Origin of the sequence: Legionella pneumophila subsp. pascullei, from assembly GCF_900637585.1 — a bacterium.
Classification (GTDB): Bacteria; Pseudomonadota; Gammaproteobacteria; order Legionellales; family Legionellaceae; genus Legionella; species Legionella pascullei.
In genome coordinates, this window is the sequence record NZ_LR134380.1 from 3038331 (window position 1) to 3058937 (window position 20607).

The window sequence follows — 20607 nt, forward strand, 5'->3', positions numbered from 1 at the left end:
TAATAAAGTAAAACAGAGCCGCGACCATCAGGGAGCGGATAAAGGATAAAGAAGCCCGGAGAATCAGCAGTTACATTTTAACCTGGTGATTTTGAATGAGACCACAGCACATCACAATCCTTTTTTTCGGCGGCTTGTAATAAATGAATTAAAGGGATTGCTCGTTTAGCCAAACTGATATCAGGCTCACTATCCTCATCGTCTTCTAGCAGTTTATTTTCGCTTTTTATTTTTTCCAGCCCTTGTTGTAAATGATGCAAAGCATCAGGTACATTTTCAGACTTAATAGCACCGGGGATTGTGCCGCCATGCCCCATTAACAACAATAATTGTTTTGCCACATTTTCAAAATAAGTAATGTTCTCATATGCATCACAACTAAAAGTCACAAACATAACTAGCTCCCAACTGAAAATTCTATCCATAAACCTGCAATAAATACTCGGCAACTGCTCTTAAACCCATTGCTTCACCACCTTCGGGCTTTCCTGGCTTGCTTACAGTATTCCAAGCCATGATATCAAAATGAACCCATGGTATTGATTTTGTCACAAATCGTTGCAGAAATAAGCCGGCAGTAATAGCCCCAGCATAGGACGAAGAACTGGAGTTGCTCATGTCCGCAATATTCGAATTCAATAACTCTGCATAAGGTGAAAATAAAGGCAACCGCCAGACGGGGTCTGAGACTTTATTAGATGCCGCTACTATATCCTGAGCCAGTTGATCATGATTAGAAAACATGGCTGCAATTTCAGTTCCGACAGCGACACGAGCAGCACCTGTTAAAGTAGCAAAATCAATGATCAAATCTGGTTTTTCTTCACAAGCCATAGCCAAAGCATCTGCCAGAATCAATCGACCTTCTGCATCAGTGTTTTCTATTTCTACGGTTAATCCGTTGCGCATGGTTAAAACATCTCCTGGCCTAAAAGCATTCGGACCAATGGCGTTTTCAACAGCGGGGATTAATACCTGTAATCGAATCGGCAAACGCTGAACCATTATCCACTGGGCTAAACCTATGACGTGCGCAGCACCACCCATATCTTTTTTCATCAAACGCATGCCTGATGAAGGTTTGATATCAAGCCCGCCACTATCAAAACAAACGCCCTTTCCAATCAAAGTCACCAGTGGATGTTTCTCATTTCCCCAATGCAACGACAATAAGCGAGGTGCTAGAGCAGAAGCCCTGCCAACTGCATGAATGGCAGGAAAATTATCCTTTATCAACTCCTCCCCAATCCATTGTTTAAAGTAAGCCTTGTGTGTTATAGCTAATTCTTCAACAATATGGGCTAACGATTCTGGCCCCATATCACAGGTGGGTCTGTTAATGAGGTCCCGCACTAGAAATATAGAATTAGCCAAGGATAAAATATCATCGATTTCATTTGCTTCAGTAATTAAAACTCGAGGCTGTAATTCGTATTTTTTATACTCATCAAAGCGATATTGTGCCAGTGCCCAAGCTACGCCAGCCTCACGACTTAACACATCTTGCAATTGATAGTTCCCCTGAGGCAATAACAGTGCAGCATTGGCCAAAGCACCTTCCTGATTACCAGCTCCTGAACCAATAAAGGCTTTTTCAATAACACCATCCGCATTGAGAATAAAACAATAATCACCCAAATTACCCTTAAATTGGCGTACAGAAAAACAATTGCGTTCCATAGGGGTTAGATTCTCAATTCCTTCTTCCCATTGCGATTGAGAAATGAGATGGATAGGAATTACCCTATCCCCACAGCGTTTATAAAATACTTCAGCTTGCATCGTATTTAATCCTTAATCTGGCCACGAAAGTGGTTAGGTCTAAGCCCTATTATACCTAAAACTAATAAATAGATGACTACCGTGACGAATACATGAGCTAATAACAAGCTCAAGCGCATCAAGGGAGAGAAACCAAGCCAGTAAGTCGCTGTTCCACTCATAAAATATAAATATACGCCGATTGCAAAATTGGCTACTAACAATTGCATACTGTATTTCAGCCATCCGGGTGATGGTTTGAACAATCCCCTTTTAATCAAGAGAAACAACAAAATAGCACAATTCACATAGCCAGCTAATGCAGAAGCCAATGTCAAGCCAGCATGGGCCAGGTGCCAAACAAATACAAAACATAACAGTGTATTAACCACCATGGCTATGGCACCCACTTTTACAGGGGTGCTGATGTCCTGGCGAGCATAAAAACCAGAAGCCAAGACTTTAACCACCATGAAGGCAGGAACTCCCATGGCAAGAGTGATCAGGCTTTTTTGAGTTTGCAGCAAATCATAGGCTGTAAATTTGCCATAAGCAAAACAACTAGCAATTAAAGGCAAGGCAAAAAAGGATAATCCCAAACCGGCTGGAATTCCTATCAATAATATTGAACGCAGCCCCCAATCCAAAGCGCGAGAATATTGATTAATATTTTGCTCTGTGTGTTTTCTGGAAAGGTGGGGCAAGATAACCGTCGCAATGGCAACCCCAAAAACCCCCAAAGGAAAATCAGTTAGTCTGTCTGTATAGTATAACCAAGACACACTCCCTACTTTTAGAAAAGAAGCAAAAATACTATCTACCATCAAATTAAGTTGCGCAATTGAAACACCGAATAAGGCTGGGATCATTAACTTAAGTACCTTATTGACTCCTGGATCATCCCGAACGACTCTTGGCCTGATAAGCAAATGTCGTTGATACAAAAATGGCAATTGAAAAACCAATTGCACGATACCTGCAATCAACACACCCCATGCCAAACCAACAACAGGTTGTGGCAAATTAGGACACAAGTACATAGCAGCGAGTATCATGCTGATATTAAGCAAAACGGGAGTAAAAGCTGGAACCCCAAAATAGCCATAGGTATTCAATATGGCCCCAGCCATCGCTGTTAGGGAAATAAGCATTAAATAGGGAAAAGTGATACGAAGCATCTGAGTTGCCAATTCAGCCCGGACGCTATCATGATGGAAACCTGGCGCAAACAAAAAAATAATAACGGGTGAAGCGACAATTCCCACTACAGTGACCAAAGTTAATATAGAACTCAAATAACCTGAAATCCGGGCGATGAAAATACGAACATCTTCAGAAGAGCGTGTTTTTTGATATTCAGCCAATACCGGCACAAAAGCTTGAGAAAAAGCGCCTTCCGCAAAAAGGCGCCGCATAAAATTCGGTATCCTGAAAGCAACAAAAAAAGCATCCATACCAGCTTGCGCACCAAAAAAATTGGCAAGAACCATATCGCGGGCAAACCCTACTATTCTTGAAATAAATGTCATTAATGAAACGAGGGAAGTGGATCGTATCAAGCTTTGTTTTTTAGGTACCATAATATCCGTTGTCAGCATGATGTATTAAATAGATAAAAATTTTCTTTATGATATACTTAAACTGACGTGAGTTCGATATAAAAAGCATGGAAATACCTCTTATCTATGGTTAAGCTGACAGTATCCCGTAAAACACAACACATCAGGATCCGAATGCCACTACAAATCAAGTCGAGTTTGGTATCGAACGAGGTAAACTAATCACATGAAATCTTGGCTTTAACAAGATTTATCCCGATAATAAAACATTTCAACATCAACCTACGTCAAAACAAATACATAAAAGCAAAAGGTTCAAAGCAGGTCTATTGACAAATTCTAACTCATTGTGCAAGATCTACATCTTTTGCAACATCTGATTGAGTGGAGATTTTTAAGTGGCAAATATCAAATCAGCGATTAAGCGTGCACGTCAAAACGTCAAATTGCGTCAACATAACGCCAGTGCGCGTTCCATGTACCGCACTTACATTAAAAACGTGCTGAAAGCCGTAGAGTCTGGAGATCAAGAAGCTGCTCGTGCTGCTTATACTAAAGCACAACCAGTGATAGACAAAGCCGCTAACAAAGGCTTAATTCATAAAAACAAAGCAGCACGTATTAAAGGTCGCCTCGTTGCTCGCCTCAAGGCTATGGCTGCATAATATAGAGTTTCCGTCGCTCTAAGTTCGAAACAACCGAACCGGCATTTACGGTTCGGTCCCCTAGTTTAACCCATTGGAATAATTAGTTGCCTCGACCGTGGGCTGCTCATGCTCGATTACCCTAGAGTCATGCTCCTGATTTCCTCTGACAAAAGTTGAGTAAAAATAACTTCTGCCCATAGCAGCGGCTATGCCCTGGAAAAATCCTAACATACTTAATGGTTGAGCAGGGAACAGCAATGCGGCTAACTTTCTTTGAGACTGCATATGAACCACTATATCCAATTCTGAGGACATCGCTTGCACGTTTTCTCTGGCTATTTTTTGTTCATTTTCTGCTTTTTCCATTTTTGCTTGCAATTCCTTTTCCAAAAGAACAAAAGGTGCTGTCATCAAATTAGCAAATCGCTCTGTTATTGATTTTAAATGAGGGCGTTTCACTTCAATACTATCGACTGTTGGATTGGTAAAACCATTTTTAGTAAACAACAAACTGGCTACCTCATTAAGCATGTTATGCCAAGGTAAAGGTGACAGTAAAAATCTGGTTAGCCAATATCTGTCGTCTTTTACAGAAGAAAAAGTATCAGTCAGGCATTCGATAAAAAAACTTAATGATTCATTAAAATACATTATCCGAGCATCTAATTGCTCTTTATAGATTGCTAAAGACTCCTGACAAAAACCGGATGCCCATTTATATTGTTTTTCTGCTGTCAGTAAGCGTTCCGAATAGTACGCCACTGTTTCACGACCCTTTTCGACATCGCGCCATTCCTTATTGATACTTCGAGCCATACGATAAGCCAAATTTAAGCCATTAAAATGCACATTGGTTTGGACTTCAAAAGTTAATGCTTCCAATGTATGCAATTGTTCCATTAACGTAGTGAGTTGGCATAATCTCTTGAGTACTTCACTATTTTTTGCTGAGTGGCATACATAAATCACTCTGGGGATCGTTCTTGGGTTGAGTTGCTCAGGGTGATTTTCTGAGTGTATCAAAGACGAGGATTGCTCCAAGCTCTCTTGAGAGAAGTCATCCTCCGATTGATTGACCAATGTTGCATTGCGGATCAAGGGAAAACCTGTCGCTTTTAATCGCTCCTGCATTTCTTCTTTTGTCGGAGCCTGAAAGGCATCAAGCCAACTCGCCTTATCTTTTGGATTAATTGCTTCCTTTTGAGTTTCCAGCCAATTTTTGGCTAAAACATACAATCTCTTTTTAGCCAATTGAATTTGGCTTTGTAAATCATTTATGGTTAAAAACATCCTTTTATGCTCACTTGTTTGCTTGAGTGGCCTTAATCTATCACTCTAAAATGCATACTTCAATCAAAAAAACACATTAATAATTGAATATTTTAATGCAAATTGTTAATTTAATTTTCACATGGCTTGTATATTGATATCTAAAGAGGGTTGGGCTTTATCAGTCCCTCAGCACCAACCCATGCTGGAATCTATTCTAAAACTTCTAGGTTGCCGAAAGGTGCGGGGTTAAAGAAATTTTCCCCTCATTGTCTTCTAACTCGACATGATCATCACAATAGGTGCGCCCGATAATTTTACAAAGATTAATTTTATCCTTTCTGGATAAATAGGAGGCTACTGCTTCCACCATATTTTCAAATCCGTTTTCGCTAGTTTCTTCATAGGGAGAGGTATTTTTATTTTCCATTGGGGCATCATCGTCAATTTGATAATTATCCACAATGGCCATATAAATGGTGTTAAATAACGATTTTGCCTTTTTAATTTTGTCTTGTAATATTCTTTCCTCTGCATTTCTTGGGGCTGAAAATAGAGAAAGTGCCCAGCCATACCATCCTGCAGTTTTAGGCTCTTCTCGCTTAGGCTCAATAATAGAAAAGGCTTTATAACATTCAACTACTTTGTTGATTAACTCATCTTTATAAAGCCGATATTTTCCAGGGACATTGCTATTGATTAATAACCACTCCAGGCGTTGCAATTTTCTGACAATTGCTTTCACTTCCTCACAATATTCCTTATCCATTTGAAATAACTTAATTGTATCTTCAGATAATGCTTCAAGTTCTTGTGGAGGGACTGTCCAATAGAGCTTTACTCCAGGATCCTTTAAATCACGATAGTGCACCACATCTCCTGAGGATTTCCTATGCTCTCGTAAAGGACCCGTGCTATGTAAAAAAATGGGCTCCATTGGCCCACTACGTCTAGGCACTGTGGGATGCTCACCATATTCTGTGAGGCGTTCAATTTGCTCCTTTGATAATACATAAGACAATAGTGATAAAGCTTGTGTTTTACAATTTTGGGAAAGAGCCAAACTAGGCCCAAACAATCCCCAGGACAAACGCAGCTCAAAAGGTTTTAAGCGAGCTTCCCGCCTTTGTTGTTCGGCTTTAATCTTTTCAGTCGCATAAATGAGTTTTGAAAATTGTTCGTGAGGATAAATTCTGGTTTTCTCAGGTGGTTTCCCCTTAATGCCTTGCGTTTCAACAAACTCATTTATCGCTGTTTCCTGATCAGTGGCCATCTGCAAACATTTTCTTTGTAATAACTCAAAGTCGCCTTTGCTTAACTCAAAGGTAACCCCGCGCAAACCACATCCCTGATCGAGAAACCTGAGCTCTTCATGCCGCAACATTCCATGATTGCCAATCAAATCCACGTCCAGGCCCATTTTTATTTTCAATTGATTTAACCAGGAATTATTGCGATTGGTTGTCGGCAATCCATAAAATCCCCAATTATCAACAACTTCTAGCAATTTACTGGTTTCGTCCATTTTTGAAAGCAATATACAACTGTGCCACAATGGATTACTCCCTACTTCCTGATCGGTAGTACAAAAAGTAACAGCATATTTCATATCAACATCCTCATCCATTTTTATCTAAAATTATTTGACCTTGGTTAAATTAAAAATTTAAACCCCTGAAATATTATTTTTAAAATTACAATACGGCATGGCTCGACTTTCGTAAAGTGCCAGGGTAAGCGCAAGAGTTAATGTTTTAATATAATCGAAGCAACAAAAGTAGACTGGGCCTTGTGGCCCAGAAGAATCGGATACTTGATTAGCAAGATTGAAACACCATCTGTTAAATAACTCAAAGAGCCGAGCAATGACTTTAACCCAAGTTATTAATTAATTTGGCTTGATTCAACTGCTCATATGCTCGCTTTGCGGGTATAAAATTGGGATATTGCGTCACCAAACGTTGCAAGATCATTCTGGACAAAACTTCTTCCCCATGATTCCACTCATTCAATGCATCAAAATAAATCATATCCGCACTTTGGCCATCAAACTTGGGAACATTATTAAATAATACAGGTTCGACATAACTGACTTTATCCTGGGTTTGTGCATCTAATCTCTGTAATATTCTACGAGCTTGTAAACTACCGTTTTCGCTCGCTTGTTGTAATAACTCACGACCTTTTTCGGGTAGCCGCTCGCCTGCCGTTCCTTCAATATAATAAGTACCCAATTGATACTGAGCGTAAGCATTTTGCTTTTGTGCCAATTTTTGATAAATACTTGCCGATCTTTTATGATCCTTTTCGACACCAAGACCATAATGGTACATCCTTGCCAAAGCCAGCATTGCCTTTTCGTTACCTTTATCAGATGCTTCCTGGTAATATCTTAAAGCATCTGGAAAATCCAATTTCACACCAACACCTGTTTCAGATAATAAACCGAGGGCATACAAAGCGTTGCCATTGCCTAAGCTTGCAGCCTTTTTATACCAGACCAACGCCTGTTGTTCGTTTCTCGGTTGCCCCAAACCATAAAAGTACATTCCAGCCAATTGACTCATCGCTTCCGGCGCACCTTTCTCTGATGCTTCTTTAAACAAAGATAACGCTGTGGAGTAATTGACGGGCACGCCTTTACCATACTGATACATTAAAGCCAGATTATAAGCACCTAACATATCTCCTTTTGCCGCAGCATTTTCATAAGCCTTTAACGCTTGCGCGTAATTATCATCGACAGTTTCATAAATAAAACCTAATGCTACATCGGCTTTAGATAAATGTTTCGCTGCTTTTTGATACCAATGTTTGGCTAAATTATAATCAGGCTCTCCTATTTCACCTAGTTGATAAAATTGGCCTAACAAGTATTGTGCTTCAGGATTGCCTTGTTCTGCCGAAGCAGTATACCAATGTTGCGCGCCAGCAAGATCTGGTGCGGCACCTAGTCCTTTTTGGAGCATATAAGCCAATTTTAATTGCGCATATTGATCACCCTTATCAGCCAAACCTTTATAAATTTCCTTAGCTTGATTCATTTGTTCAGGATCACTGCTTTGAGATAAATAATAATCTGCCAATACTATACCGGCATGACTATTCCCTAATTTATAGGATTCAATTAAATTGGGTAAAAAGTCTTCCCCGGATTTTTGCTTGAGTACTGCCAAATTAAAGTCAGCATAGGAAAATTGGGAATCTGCCGATTGCTTCAGTAAGTCCAATCCCTTTTCTTTATCCTGAGGGATCCCTTTTCCTTCTGTGATGTAGGTACCCAATATAAACTGACTTACGGGGTTTTGTCCGGCTTGTTGATACCAGTACACGGCTTTGGCCGGATCAGCCGTTATTCCTATACCACGGTCATAGAGCATTCCCAGTAAAAGAGCGGCTTTTTCATTACCTGCTTCAGCCTGTTCTTCAGCCACTTTAAACGCTTGTTCCTGCTTTTGCTTGTTATCATCCATCGCATTATAAAATGCCAATGGCAGCAATGCCTCTGCAACTTTATTCTTCACAGCGCCTTGATATAATTTCCTTATTAAGGCAATTTTTTGTTTTCTGACATCCACACTTAAACCATTGTTGTAGTCCCTTGCCAAATATTCTGCCAATTCATATTCAGCCGGACCATAATCATTGGCCGCTGAAAGATAGAGCATGGCCATGGCTTGCTCATCATTTGCTTTGATATACTCTTTTCCATCAGGACCAACTATTCCCTGGCGCAATATTCTTGCCAAGACGTATTGTGCCCTTTTATTCCCTTTGAATGCGGAATCAGTTAGCCAATTTAATGCTTGTTGGTAATCGTTTTCGTCTTTACCTCGCTTAAGATAAAGTATTCCCAAATTATATTCAGCGCCCAAGTGTTTTTGTTCTGCCGCATTTTCATAAAAAATAATGGCAGAAGCATCATCTTGCATTAAACCAATACCATATTGAAACAATTGACCAATTTCAAATTGAGTTTGGGCATTTCCAAGTATTGCTCTGAAATACAAATAATTGACTACAGACATATAATTGACAGTTCGTCGCCAATCTCCCATCCAAATATCCATTAAATCAAAACTTCCCACTTCATTATTATCATCATAATTCGCATCGATATAAGGGACTGGTAAGTTGAGCTTTTGTACAACAGGACTATTGGCTCTCTCCAAAGCTTCTATGAATGGATTAAGCCTGTAAGTTGGATAGGCCCATTGATTTGATTGAAACTCTACTTGTTTACTGATTAAAGCGTCATAATAATTGCTTATAGGAATACTGTTAGGTTGAGTCAACTCAAATTGAGGTTTGAAAATATCCTGACGAGAGATGGTTTCAATTTTAGGCGCTTGATTATAGCTATTATTTCTCAATGCCGAAGGATTATTCCATGGACTGAATATACCATTCATCTGGTAAGCCGTCTCTTCCAGTTTATCCGTTCTGTCATTACTTAACCACAATGCGGCTTGGGCAAGAACGGGAGGCTCCGCTTTTTTCTTCTCATTTTCTGCGGCTTTCAGAGACCATTGTTTAGACAATTCCTCATCAGCGGTTACCCCTATTCCTTTTTGATATAAATTGGCTAATTCTTTCTGAGCTTGTACTGAACCATTCTGGGCTGCTTTTAGTACCAATAAAAAACCTGTCTTGGGTTCATAAACTGGACTTTTATCTTGTAAATAAATATGGGCTAACTCAAGAGTAGCGTCTATACTCTGTTTCGCAGCCTTATTAAGCCATTGAATCGCCTCATCATATTGATTTTGCATTAAAGCCAATTTACCCAGCTCAACCATGGCCGGAGCATATTGTTCCGAAGCTGCTTTATTTAATAATTCGACACCCTTGGCAGTATCCTTGGTAACCAGTTGCCCAGCCACATAAAATCTGCCCAATTCTGTTAAAGCTTTTGGATCTCCATTCTCTGCCGCTTTAGTCAGCCAAATGATTCCTAATTTTTTATTGCCCGCATGCTTACTCTCTAAAAAATATTCAGCTAACGTGTATTGAGCAATCGCATTACCATTTTTTGCTGCATCAATATAATAACGTCTCGCAACATCAGTATTTTTCTTGACGCCAACCCCATATAAATAGGCAGCCGCCATAAACATTTGTGCGTTCACATCTCCCACTGCGGCCGCTTGCTTAAACCAACGAACGGCCTCTTCCGGATTTTTTTCATGTAGCAAACTGTATTTGGCCATGAGCAGAACTGCAGGTAAATAGCCTTTTTCCGCTGATTTGGTAAAATAACGCATCGCAATACGATTATTTTTTAACTGACCATATCCATAAAGATAAAGTCGCCCTAAATAATATTCGGCAACGGCATCCTGACCTGATTTACTGATTAGGGGCTCGGCGGCTTCATTATAATGGCCTAATCTGTAAGCATTGAATGCATCATCGGCAAAAACTTGTTGGCTTGCAGATGCGACTAAAACACACACCCAAGGTACTAGTGATTTCATGAAGATTCCCCTCTTTTCATGGCCATTTATACACCGGGTATAATGCCATAATGCACCACTTGACTAACTGCCCCATTCCTCGTATTGCTGTCTACTATCCAAAAATTACCTTTATTATTCAAACCAAATTTGACATTAACATATTCGCATACTTTAACCGCATCAGCACAATCCAATATTTTTCCATAGGACTGTTTACCATCACCCAAGGTACAGATAAATTTCACTTCTTTTTCACCTGTGGCCAAAACAGCCCAGGAACTCCCTCTGATAGAATGATTTAACCAATAGGAATATAAACTTTCCTTATCATGCATTTGATATAAACTGACAGTTTCTGGCAATTTATTATAAATAAAATACATAGATTGCAAGGCTCCTTCCTTCCCCGGAAGAAGAGTCAATACCTTTAAATTTTGCTGATAGCCAACAGCAGTACAACCTAGTGGAAATTTCCCGTTATCCTTTTTCTCCGCCTTATCTTCGGCACTTGTCGCTTTATTAGATTTGGCTGCATATGCCGATATATTTAGTACACCAGTTAATAGAATCACAACGATTGCAGTTATTGAGCTTCGGCTTTTTAGGTTCATTTTTTCTTCTCACTGTCATTTAAAGGACGTACAATCACCTTAGTCCCCATAAAATTGTTACGCTCACTGGACAACTCTACAAAATTTTCATTTAACCACTTGGCATCCTGGATAAACATACGTACACAGCCATGGCTAGCTCTTACACCCGGGATATCATCAGAACCATGTAAAGCAAAGCCTTTATGAAAATACATGCAATAAGGCATTTTGGCACCGCCTCTGCCTATAGGAAAAACATCTGAAGTACAACGGACATTTTCTTTACTGAATACGCGGAAAATTCCCGTCAAAGTCCGACAGACTTTATTGGAATCAGAGCATTTATCACTTCCAGAAGAAATAGGCCCCCACCATACTAAATTGCCTTGAGCATCATAGGCTCCCCAAGCCAGTTTCTCTTGATCCACGATAATCTGTTTTTCATTTTCACTCTGAATTTTAAGCGGGAAAGGAGACACATCAAAAATATTGATATTGGCTAAATTCTTTGGTACAGCTATTTCTCTGCCTGACCAAAGATAGTTATAAGTACGATTGACTCTCTGAACGATGTCTCTTTGGACAGGGTCAGGAAATAGTTTTTCCCAACTTTGCCCACCCGTTACCTTGATGCATTCATATTGAGGATAAGCACATAATGCCGTTCCATAAAAATGCCCCGCATTAAGTACAGTCACCATTGACATCATGAACATTGTTAATAGTATTTTTTTCATGGTGCCGCCCCCTCATGCCTGTTTTTATAATGTCATGCAAAATTTGTGCTAAAAATTAAATGCCACTCTTTTTATCTTTTTTCGGTTATTTTTAATTTAAGTTTAGACCCATACAAAAAAAAATTGAAATTATTGCTATATTTAAATTAGCATTGACTGGGTTGAATACTCATGAGTCCTTTAAAAAGTAAAATTAAAACAAAGTCTTTCAAGAAATTAACAAAAACTCAAGATCTGACCACCACGATTGAAAGATTATTTACAAACTCTCAAGACAGTATTATTGTTTTTAATCAACAAGGCAAAATTGTTGCTATCAATGAAAAAGCCGCCGCTTTATTTAACAAAAATCCAGACAAGCTCATTAACAAACCTATTTGGAAACTATTGAAGTTAAACAGCTTTAACATTAAGAGACAGTTTATTCAAGCAAAGAGGTGTTTTCTTCTAGCCACTGAAGGAATAGCCCAGCAATTCACTTGGCTTGAAAGCAAATCACAAAAACCTGTACTTGCTTACCATATCCTGTTCAATAAAGTAGAAATACAGGGCACACCAATCATTTTTACCAAACTTACCGATATTCTAAAATCGAAAACCATAGAATGGATTTTATGGTCTTTAACTAAAATAAGTAACCACCAGGAAGTCAATGAAATTATTGATCAAATTCTACAATTAATCAGTGATGTTTTTGCCGCGGATTATACCTCTGTATCGTTCATAAATAATCAACAAATTGCCAGGACAATAAGCTATTATAAATTGGGTAAGAAAGAAGAAAACATCAGTTTTTCTTTAATTGATACACCTTGCGCCGAGGTAATCAAAAAAAAATCTATTTGTTATTTTAATGACGTACAAGAAAAATTCCCAAATGATAAATTATTAAAAAAAATGAAGATTAATACCTATCTCGCAGGCCCCATTACAAACCCGCAAGATGAAGTGATTGGCATTATGACTATCCTGACCAGGCGCAAAGTCGAATTTGACCCTCTGAATAATACCTTGTTTGGTTTGTTGCTAAGTCGGATTAATTCAGAGATTGAAAGACTGATAAATCTTAGAAAATTAGAGTTTTTGGCTAGTATACCCCAGCAAAACCCCAATCCAATCATAAGAATCCTTCTCGATGGGGATGTCATATTTGCTAACGATAAAGGAAAAATAATTTTAAATTATTGGATTAAATTATTTAAGGGACTTCCCTCTGAGCTGCTTAAAGAAGCTCAAAGAGCACAAAAATCCAATCAAAGCACAAGTATTGAAATGGAAGTTGAGGATAAAACCTACTTATTTACGCTTGTCTGGATAGATGAATTTAAACAAATCAATATCTATGGGACTGATATAACCCAACTCAAGAATACGCAAAATGCTATGTTAAACCTGACACGCAGAGATACTTTAACTCAAATCGCAAATCGACAATATTTTGAAGAAAAACTAATTGAAAAAATATATGAGCATCACCTCAAAGCAAAAAGCCTGGCATTATTATTAATCGATTTGGATAACTTTAAAATTGTTAATGATACATTAGGGCATCCAACAGGAGACAAACTATTGATGGCTGTTTCCAATAGAATGGCCGGATGCCTAAGAGCAAATGATTTTATTGCCCGCCTTGGAGGAGATGAGTTCATAGTCCTTCTTGATCAATCCAATACCGATACCGCAGTTAAGGTTGCGGAAAAGATTATTAACGTGCTTGGCAAACCTTTTCAATTTGATGAATATCATATGGCAATCACAGCCAGTATTGGCATTGCTATCTATCCTGAAACAGGTGAAATAGCCAGTGACTTGCTAAAACATGCCGATATCGCAATGTACCAATCCAAACAAACAGGCAAAAACAAGTGCACTGTGTTTTCAAAAAATCTACATTATAAACAAAATCAAAGAAATGAAATTCTCAAAAAAGAAATAGAGCTAGCGGCATTAAAAAGAGAGCTCTATATAGATTACCAACCCCAGATAGACTTATCCAATAACACAATAATTGGAATTGAGGCCTTATTACGCTGGGCACACCCCACTCTGGGTTTAATATTACCTACTGAGTTTATTCCTATAGCGGAGCAAGCAGGGTGTATACACACTATCAGTCAATGGTTCATAGAGCAAACATTACTTGATTACTCACAGTTTCAGCAATTAAATTCAAACATTACATTGTCGATAAATGTCTCCCTAAGCCAATTAAATGACGCGAGATTTACTAAAATATTGTGTGATAGTTTATTGCTAAATCATTTAAGCAAGAGCAAAATCATTCTGGATATATCAGAGCGTATGATAGCCCCGCACTTTATTCAAATATCAAAAAAATTAAAACAAATACATCATATCGGAATTAATATAAGCTTGGATAATTTTTGCTGCCCACAAATTTCCCTTCCTGAGTTGCTGTCATTACCACTTGATTATCTCAAAATAGATAAACGATTATTAATAGGCATAGAGGGAAAAGTCAAATTACGTAAATTATTATCGGGAATAATCAATTTAACCAAAGATCTTAATATTAAAATTATTCAAAAGGGTATTGAAACGGCAGAACAGCATGAAGTGATTAAATCTATAGGATGCCAATACGCACAAGGATATTTTTACTGCAAACCTGTTGCTTTAAATGAATTACTGCCACTTATAAAAAAAACTATCCACTAAGTAATTAATAATTAAATCTTATTTTATAGCATCCAACGTAATAATCTTATAAGATTCTAACTGTCTTTTTAAAAGATACTTAGATAATTTATCGTCATAATTAATTTGCTTAAATAATTTATACAATAATCATACATTGCAATGGAAGTGACCTTATGAAGTTTTGCTTTTCCAAACGATCAAATATTTTGAATAGAATGCCTATTTTGAAAATATTTGTGCTTATTTTGTTCTTTAGTAATACAAGCCTTTCAAAAACAATCAATTATCCATGGACCGTTTCCGCCAGTTTAGGCTATGTCAATTACCAATACGTACACGAAGGCGACCACATTACCGCAACAGGTCGGTTTGCAATAGGAAGAGATTTTTTCATGAAAGGCCCTTTATTATTTGGACTCGAATTAGGTTTACAAAGTGGAAACCAGATGCGACTGCAAATGACAGAAGAAGAAGTCGATGCCCTGGGTGGGCTTTTAGTACAAACTACCATAAAACCTATGGTAGATGCGTTAGCTACAATCCGTATTACCCCTGAATTTACCGCACCCTTATTTCTACAACTAAAAGCAGGAACTGCTTACAGACAATGGCAAATGGATAGAGACACGATCAATGACATTTCTCAACTTGCGGGTGAAATAATGGCTGGATGTGGTTATACGATTACTCCGAACGCCAGTATTACCCTATCGTATCAAGGTCTGTTTGGAGACAAACCCAATTTTACTATTGATCTGGATAGTGGCATTGGGCATGTACAAAAGATTCCTGTTCAACATGCCATTTTGTTAGGTATTGTTTTAATGATTTAACTAATTTTCTGATTAAGAACAATTAGCATATTGTAGGAAGTAGAAAATGATACATCGAAATAATATCCTTAATAGCATTTTATTAATCTTATTCACATCACAGATAGTATTTGCTAAAAGTAATCCAGCCTCGCAGGCTTATGTAGATAACAAAGTATCTGAGTTAAAAAATGAATTAACTGATAAAATCAATAGCATCCCCTCTGGACCCCAAGGCCCTAAAGGAGATAAAGGCGAAGCAGGACCTCAGGGCTTGCCAGGACCCAAAGGCGACAGAGGAGAGACAGGACCTCAGGGTTTGCCAGGACCTAAAGGCGACCGAGGTGAAGCAGGACCTCAGGGTTTGCCAGGACCTAAAGGCGACCGAGGTGAAGCAGGACCTCAGGGTTTGCCAGGACCCAAAGGCGACCGAGGTGAAGCAGGACCTCAGGGTTTGCCAGGACCTAAAGGCGACCGAGGTGAAGCAGGACCTCAGGGTTTGCCAGGACCTAAAGGCGACCGAGGTGAAGCAGGACCGCAGGGTTTGCCGGGACCTAAAGGCGACCGAGGTGAAGCAGGACCTCAGGGTTTGCCAGGACCCAAAGGCGACCGAGGTGAAGCAGGACCTCAGGGTTTGCCAGGACCTAAAGGTGACCGAGGAGAGACAGGGCACCAAGGGATACCAGGACCTAAAGGCGAAGCCGGGGATGATGGTCAAGGAGTACCTACTGGAGGTGAAACCGGTCAAGTCCTTGCCAAATCAAATGACCTTGATTTCAACACGATGTGGGTTGATCCGGCAAATTCTGGTATTAAACGGCAATTAGGCGATAAAATTCTTGGCGGTACAGTGATTTATGTCAATGCATTGGGAACCCATGGACTTATAGTGGCAAACTCGGATCAGAATAACTCAAGCACATGGTGGGATGCTCATGACTCCATAACGAACCCCGCCTATTTTGACAATGATGGCAAGTTGTATTCTGACTGGAGATTACCTACTCGCTTTGAATTGAATTTAATTTATATGATGCGTAATGAGTTGGGAAATTTTTTAGAGGGTAATTACTGGAGTTCAATTGAAAAATCATCAGCAAACAGCTGGGTATTTAATTTTAAAACAGGAAAAATTACAGATATTGCTAAAAATAAAACGGCCGCTGTCCGTGCTGTAAGGGTTTTTTAAAGATGGTATAACTCAATGATTGATCAAGGATGAAAATGTTCATAAATTCGTTTTGCCAAGGGCTCGCTGATTCCCTGGACTTTGCAAATTTCTTCGAGTGGCGCTTTAGCCAACTCTCGCAACCCTCCAAAACGCTGAAGCAATGCTTGACGCCGTTTAGCACCAACACCTTCTATACTTTCAAGAGCTGATTCAACGCGTGCTTTCTGTCGTTTCTTCCTATGGGCAGTAATAGCAAAACGATGGGCTTCATCACGAATATGTTGCAAAAGATGAAGTGCTTTGGAGTCCTCTGGCAAAATAAACTCCCTGTTTTCATTAACTAATATCAATTTCTCCCAGCCAGCCTTTCGTGAAGGCCCCTTTGATATACCCAATAGAGTAATATCTTCCACACCCAGAGACGTTAAAACTCTTTTTACAACAGAAACCTGGCCTTTACCTCCATCAATAATCAAAACATCTGGTAATAATTGGGCATCAATCAATCTTTTAAAGCGGCGAGAAATTGCCTGTTCCATTGCCGCATAATCATCCCCTGGAGTAATGCCTTCAATATTAAAACGTCTATATTCACTAGGGCGAGGACCTTCTGTATCAAATACAACACAAGATGCAATCGTTGCTTCACCTTGAGTATGGCTAATATCAAAACATTCCATTCGCTCTATATTTTTATCAAGGGAAAGCAATTGCTTTAACACCTCATATCTTGATCTTATAGTGGTGTGTTTATTGACATATTCTGCTACTGAAATTCGTAAATTGTTCACTGCAAAATCCATCCATCTCGATTTTATTCCTCTTGGATTAACTTGAATCTTGCAAGATTTACCCCGTTGCTGGGATAAAATACACTCTAATGAGCGACTCTCTGTAATCGGCTGATTGGTAATTATCAAATCTGGAATTCTTTCTGATGTATCCAAATAATAAAAACTAATAAAGGCTTCAAAAGTCTGCTGCCATAGTGCATTGGGCTCCAATTCTTCGTTTAATACGGTATAAGGCACTGTTGGGAAGAAGCTTTGACTATTCAGTACCTGCCCTTCACGAATAGTCACACACTGAATACATGCGAAACCAGGACGTACTTCCATTGCAATCACATCAGCGTCACCACGCAACTGGACAACTCCTTGTTGTTCTTGAATCAAGCGCAAGCTTTTTATCTGATCACGTAAAACAGCAGCTTCTTCAAAATTTAATTGACTCACGGCTCTTTTCATTCGTTCAGCAAGTTCATCCAGAATTATCTGGCATTTCCCTTGTAAAAATCTCATGGCATCGTCTACAGACAGCTTGTAGTGTTCAGGAGAAATATAATGAACGCAAGGCGCTGTACAACGTTTTATTTGATATTGTAAACAAGGGCGAGAACGGGTTTTAAAATAGCTGTCCCTACAATTGCGAATTTTAAATACTTTTTGAATTGTTACTATCGTTTCTCTTACAGCAGCAACACCAGGATAGGGGCCAAAAAAATTACCAGAGGGCGGCTTCTTTTTACTGCGGTATAGTTCAATTCTTGGAAAATCTGGATGATTTGATAGATGAATATAAGGATAAGATTTATCATCGCGCAACAAAACATTATACTTAGGCCTCAATGCTTTAATCAAATTACTCTCTAATAATAAGGCCTCCGTTTCTGATCTTGTAACAGAAATTTCTATGGATTTAATTTGGCTTACCAGTGATCGTGTCTTAACTCCTGTATTTTGTTTACTAAAATAACTATTGACTCTTTTTTTAAGATTGGATGCTTTCCCCACATACAGAACAGTACCCTCTTCGTCCAACATGCGGTATATGCCCGGATCACTGGGGAGTTTGGTTAAAAATATAGCGAGTTCAGCGGGAAGCTGTGAGTCATTCATGAAATTAACATCTAATCATCTTGTGATAAATCATTGGGGTGCTCAATAATGCGGTGCTTCATAGCCAAATAAGTAAGCTCCACATCATTTTTAATTCCCAATTTTTCAAACATCCTGTATCGATAACCATTGATAGTTTTACTACTTAAAAATAATCTATCAGCAATGTCTTGTACATTCATGCCGCTTGTGATCATCAACATGACTTGCATTTCTCTTTCAGACAATAAATCAAAGGGGGAATCCTGAGACTCCTGGAGGCTATTAATTGCCATCTTTTGTGCAATCTCGGCACTAAGATATTTCTCACCTTTAGCCACTTTACGAATTGCAGCGGCCATTTCCTCAGCCCCGGATTCTTTAGTAAGATATCCCATAGCACCTAATTGCAATACTCGAGTGGGAAGAGGGTCTGAGCAAATGGCTGTAACGGCTATGACTTTAATATTTGGGTTTGTTTTTTTTAAACGACGTGTCACTTCCCACCCATCTATCCCAGGCATTTTCATGTCTAATAATACAACATCAGGGGAGTGGGTTTTCACATAAGCTAAAGCCTGCTCACCGCTTTCAGCATCTGCAACAACATCAACATCCGACATATCTTCAAGCAATCGTCGAATGCCCATTCTAACCAATGCATGGTCATCAACAATTAATACTTTAATCAAATAATGCTCCTTGACCAACCAGTCAATGAACAAACTGTGTTGGTCGATGTTAACAAGACTCGATAATCATTACAATACATAGTCACTCTAATCCACAATTCCAGCTATCTTACAAAATAATAAATTAACAAGCCCTTATATGAATATTTGGATTATCCGGATCCACATCAAAATACGGTGGAAACTCGCCTAGCTCCCGAGCACGATCCATGAATTTACCCATATCAGAAAGCACAAAATCATATAAGTTTTGATAGCTGTCAATAACGAAATAAACAGGCTGTAACTGATCAATCCGATAAGGCATTCGAAAAGCCACCACTGGATCAAATAAAATTCGAACAGGAATATCACTTTCCACACAATATACTGTTTCACTAATAGAAGATAAAATCCCCCCGCCATAGGCTCTAAGCCCTTTAGGGGTTTTAATCAATCCAAACTCAACAGTAAACCAAAACATCCTTTGCAATAAAGCCCAATCCTGCTCAGGAAAAGTTAATACCTTACATGCATAATCATGAACAAATTCGGCATAGACCCTATCGGTTAACATAGGACAATGACCAAAAAGTTCATGAAAAATGTCAGGTTCTTGAACATAATCCAACTCTTCTTCACTTCGAATAAAAGTCGCCGCAGGAAAATATTTTTCTGCTAATAACTCAAAAAATTCCCGAGCTGAAATTAAAGCAGCAACTGGCGCCACTTGCCATCCCGTTTTGGCTTTTAATCGTTCACTTACTTCGGGCAGTTGTGGAATAGTCCGGGAATTAAGTCCTAGAGTCTGTAATCCAGACAGGAATTCATCACAAGCTCTACCTGGCAACAATTTGAGCTGTCTCTCAAATAAAATATTCCAAATTCTATTCTCTTGTGCCGAATAATCGACTAAACCCCGAGCATCAGGGACATGTGCGACATACCGGCTACTAAACTCCATAATCTCTCCTTCACTCATCTCATTCAAAAATCAATCACTCAGGATAATAATGTTTATTTTCATTTAAGGTTAACTTATAAAGTCAGCGAGAATTTTTACCTAAAAGTTGCTTTATTTTGAGTATACATCCTAATCAAGACACTTTTTTAGATTGGCTTTATTTATAACCCTCTAACTTGTTTTAGTAATTACCTAACAGTAAACTAAATGTCAACATGATGACCGTCATCTTTTTTGGGATGCCCTCTATATTTGACGAACAATGGAAAGCAATGAGTAACTTCCTGATGTGGCAAAAGCTACCTACTGGTGTTTGTGAGGTAACTGGGGCATCATAAAACGATAGCTTAGTCTGTTAAGACTTATATATTAATTATTACTTATTTTACAGATTCTGCTATAGATTTATTACAGAAATTACACATG

Annotated in this window: 15 protein-coding genes; 4 read left to right on the forward strand and 11 right to left on the reverse strand. The window is 38.8% G+C overall.

Annotated features, from left to right (window positions below; all coding sequences use genetic code 11):
• Positions 1-77: 77 nt before the first annotated feature.
• From EL201_RS13670 to murJ, 3 genes are read right to left on the reverse strand one after another with little or no spacing between them, the layout of a single operon-like run.
• Positions 78-395 (reverse strand): DUF1840 domain-containing protein, encoded by a 318-nt coding sequence (locus tag EL201_RS13670; protein ID WP_010948333.1) that lies wholly within the window; start codon positions 393-395, stop codon positions 78-80.
• A 22-nt stretch (positions 396-417) separates the two neighbouring features.
• Positions 418-1782 carry a leucyl aminopeptidase family protein gene (locus EL201_RS13675; RefSeq protein ID WP_027222786.1) on the reverse strand — a complete coding sequence of 455 codons (1365 nt, stop codon included), beginning with the start codon at positions 1780-1782 and terminating at the stop codon, positions 418-420.
• 5 nt (positions 1783-1787) lie between these two features.
• Positions 1788-3359: a murein biosynthesis integral membrane protein MurJ gene (murJ, locus tag EL201_RS13680; protein WP_027222787.1), complete on the reverse strand. Its 1572-nt coding sequence runs from the start codon at positions 3357-3359 to the stop codon at positions 1788-1790.
• A 359-nt stretch (positions 3360-3718) separates the two neighbouring features.
• Between murJ and rpsT the strand changes: the two genes are divergently transcribed.
• Positions 3719-3985, forward strand: coding sequence for a 30S ribosomal protein S20 (gene rpsT / locus EL201_RS13685; RefSeq protein WP_010948336.1), 267 nt, complete (start codon positions 3719-3721; stop codon positions 3983-3985).
• A gap of 60 nt (positions 3986-4045) precedes the next feature.
• On the opposite strand, the gene EL201_RS13690 is transcribed toward rpsT, so the two are convergent.
• The 5 genes from EL201_RS13690 to EL201_RS13710 all read right to left on the reverse strand — a co-directional run bounded on the left by EL201_RS13690 (position 4046) and on the right by EL201_RS13710 (position 12025).
• Complete coding sequence (locus EL201_RS13690; protein ID WP_027222788.1) at positions 4046-5257, reverse strand: hypothetical protein; 1212 nt, start codon at positions 5255-5257, stop codon at positions 4046-4048.
• Between the two features lie 205 nt (positions 5258-5462).
• Positions 5463-6845 carry a hypothetical protein gene (locus EL201_RS13695; RefSeq protein ID WP_027222789.1) on the reverse strand — a complete coding sequence of 461 codons (1383 nt, stop codon included), beginning with the start codon at positions 6843-6845 and terminating at the stop codon, positions 5463-5465.
• 262 nt (positions 6846-7107) lie between these two features.
• The gene (gene enhC, locus EL201_RS13700; RefSeq protein ID WP_027222790.1) at positions 7108-10713 is read right to left on the reverse strand and encodes an enhanced entry protein EnhC; all 3606 of its coding nucleotides are present in this window, start codon (positions 10711-10713) and stop codon (positions 7108-7110) included.
• Positions 10714-10739: 26 nt separating this feature from the next.
• The gene (locus EL201_RS13705; RefSeq protein WP_027222791.1) at positions 10740-11306 is read right to left on the reverse strand and encodes a hypothetical protein; all 567 of its coding nucleotides are present in this window, start codon (positions 11304-11306) and stop codon (positions 10740-10742) included.
• Positions 11303-12025 carry a L,D-transpeptidase gene (locus tag EL201_RS13710; protein ID WP_027222792.1) on the reverse strand — a complete coding sequence of 241 codons (723 nt, stop codon included), beginning with the start codon at positions 12023-12025 and terminating at the stop codon, positions 11303-11305. Before EL201_RS13710 ends, EL201_RS13705 begins: the two co-directional genes overlap by 4 nt.
• Before the next feature lie 171 nt (positions 12026-12196).
• Here EL201_RS13710 and EL201_RS13715 point away from each other — a divergent pair, with 171 nt between their 5' ends.
• The 3 genes from EL201_RS13715 to lcl all read left to right on the forward strand — a co-directional run bounded on the left by EL201_RS13715 (position 12197) and on the right by lcl (position 16687).
• Positions 12197-14704, forward strand: a complete 2508-nt coding sequence (locus tag EL201_RS13715) for an EAL domain-containing protein (RefSeq protein WP_027222793.1) — start codon at positions 12197-12199, stop codon at positions 14702-14704.
• Between the two features lie 155 nt (positions 14705-14859).
• Positions 14860-15519 carry a hypothetical protein gene (locus EL201_RS13720; protein WP_027222794.1) on the forward strand — a complete coding sequence of 220 codons (660 nt, stop codon included), beginning with the start codon at positions 14860-14862 and terminating at the stop codon, positions 15517-15519.
• A 46-nt stretch (positions 15520-15565) separates the two neighbouring features.
• On the forward strand, positions 15566-16687 hold the full coding sequence (gene lcl / locus EL201_RS13725; RefSeq protein ID WP_061773165.1) for a collagen-like adhesin Lcl: 1122 nt from the start codon (positions 15566-15568) through the stop codon (positions 16685-16687).
• Positions 16688-16710: 23 nt separating this feature from the next.
• Here lcl and uvrC read toward each other — a convergent pair whose 3' ends face one another.
• From uvrC to phhA, 3 genes are all read right to left on the reverse strand, one after another.
• Positions 16711-18567 carry an excinuclease ABC subunit UvrC gene (uvrC, locus tag EL201_RS13730; protein ID WP_027222795.1) on the reverse strand — a complete coding sequence of 619 codons (1857 nt, stop codon included), beginning with the start codon at positions 18565-18567 and terminating at the stop codon, positions 16711-16713.
• A gap of 11 nt (positions 18568-18578) precedes the next feature.
• Entirely contained in the window at positions 18579-19238 is a 660-nt protein-coding gene (letA, locus tag EL201_RS13735) for a two-component system response regulator LetA (RefSeq protein ID WP_011216518.1), read from the reverse strand.
• Positions 19239-19362: 124 nt separating this feature from the next.
• Positions 19363-20181: a phenylalanine 4-monooxygenase gene (phhA, locus tag EL201_RS13740; protein WP_027222796.1), complete on the reverse strand. Its 819-nt coding sequence runs from the start codon at positions 20179-20181 to the stop codon at positions 19363-19365.
• Between the last annotated feature and the right edge of the window lie 426 nt (positions 20182-20607).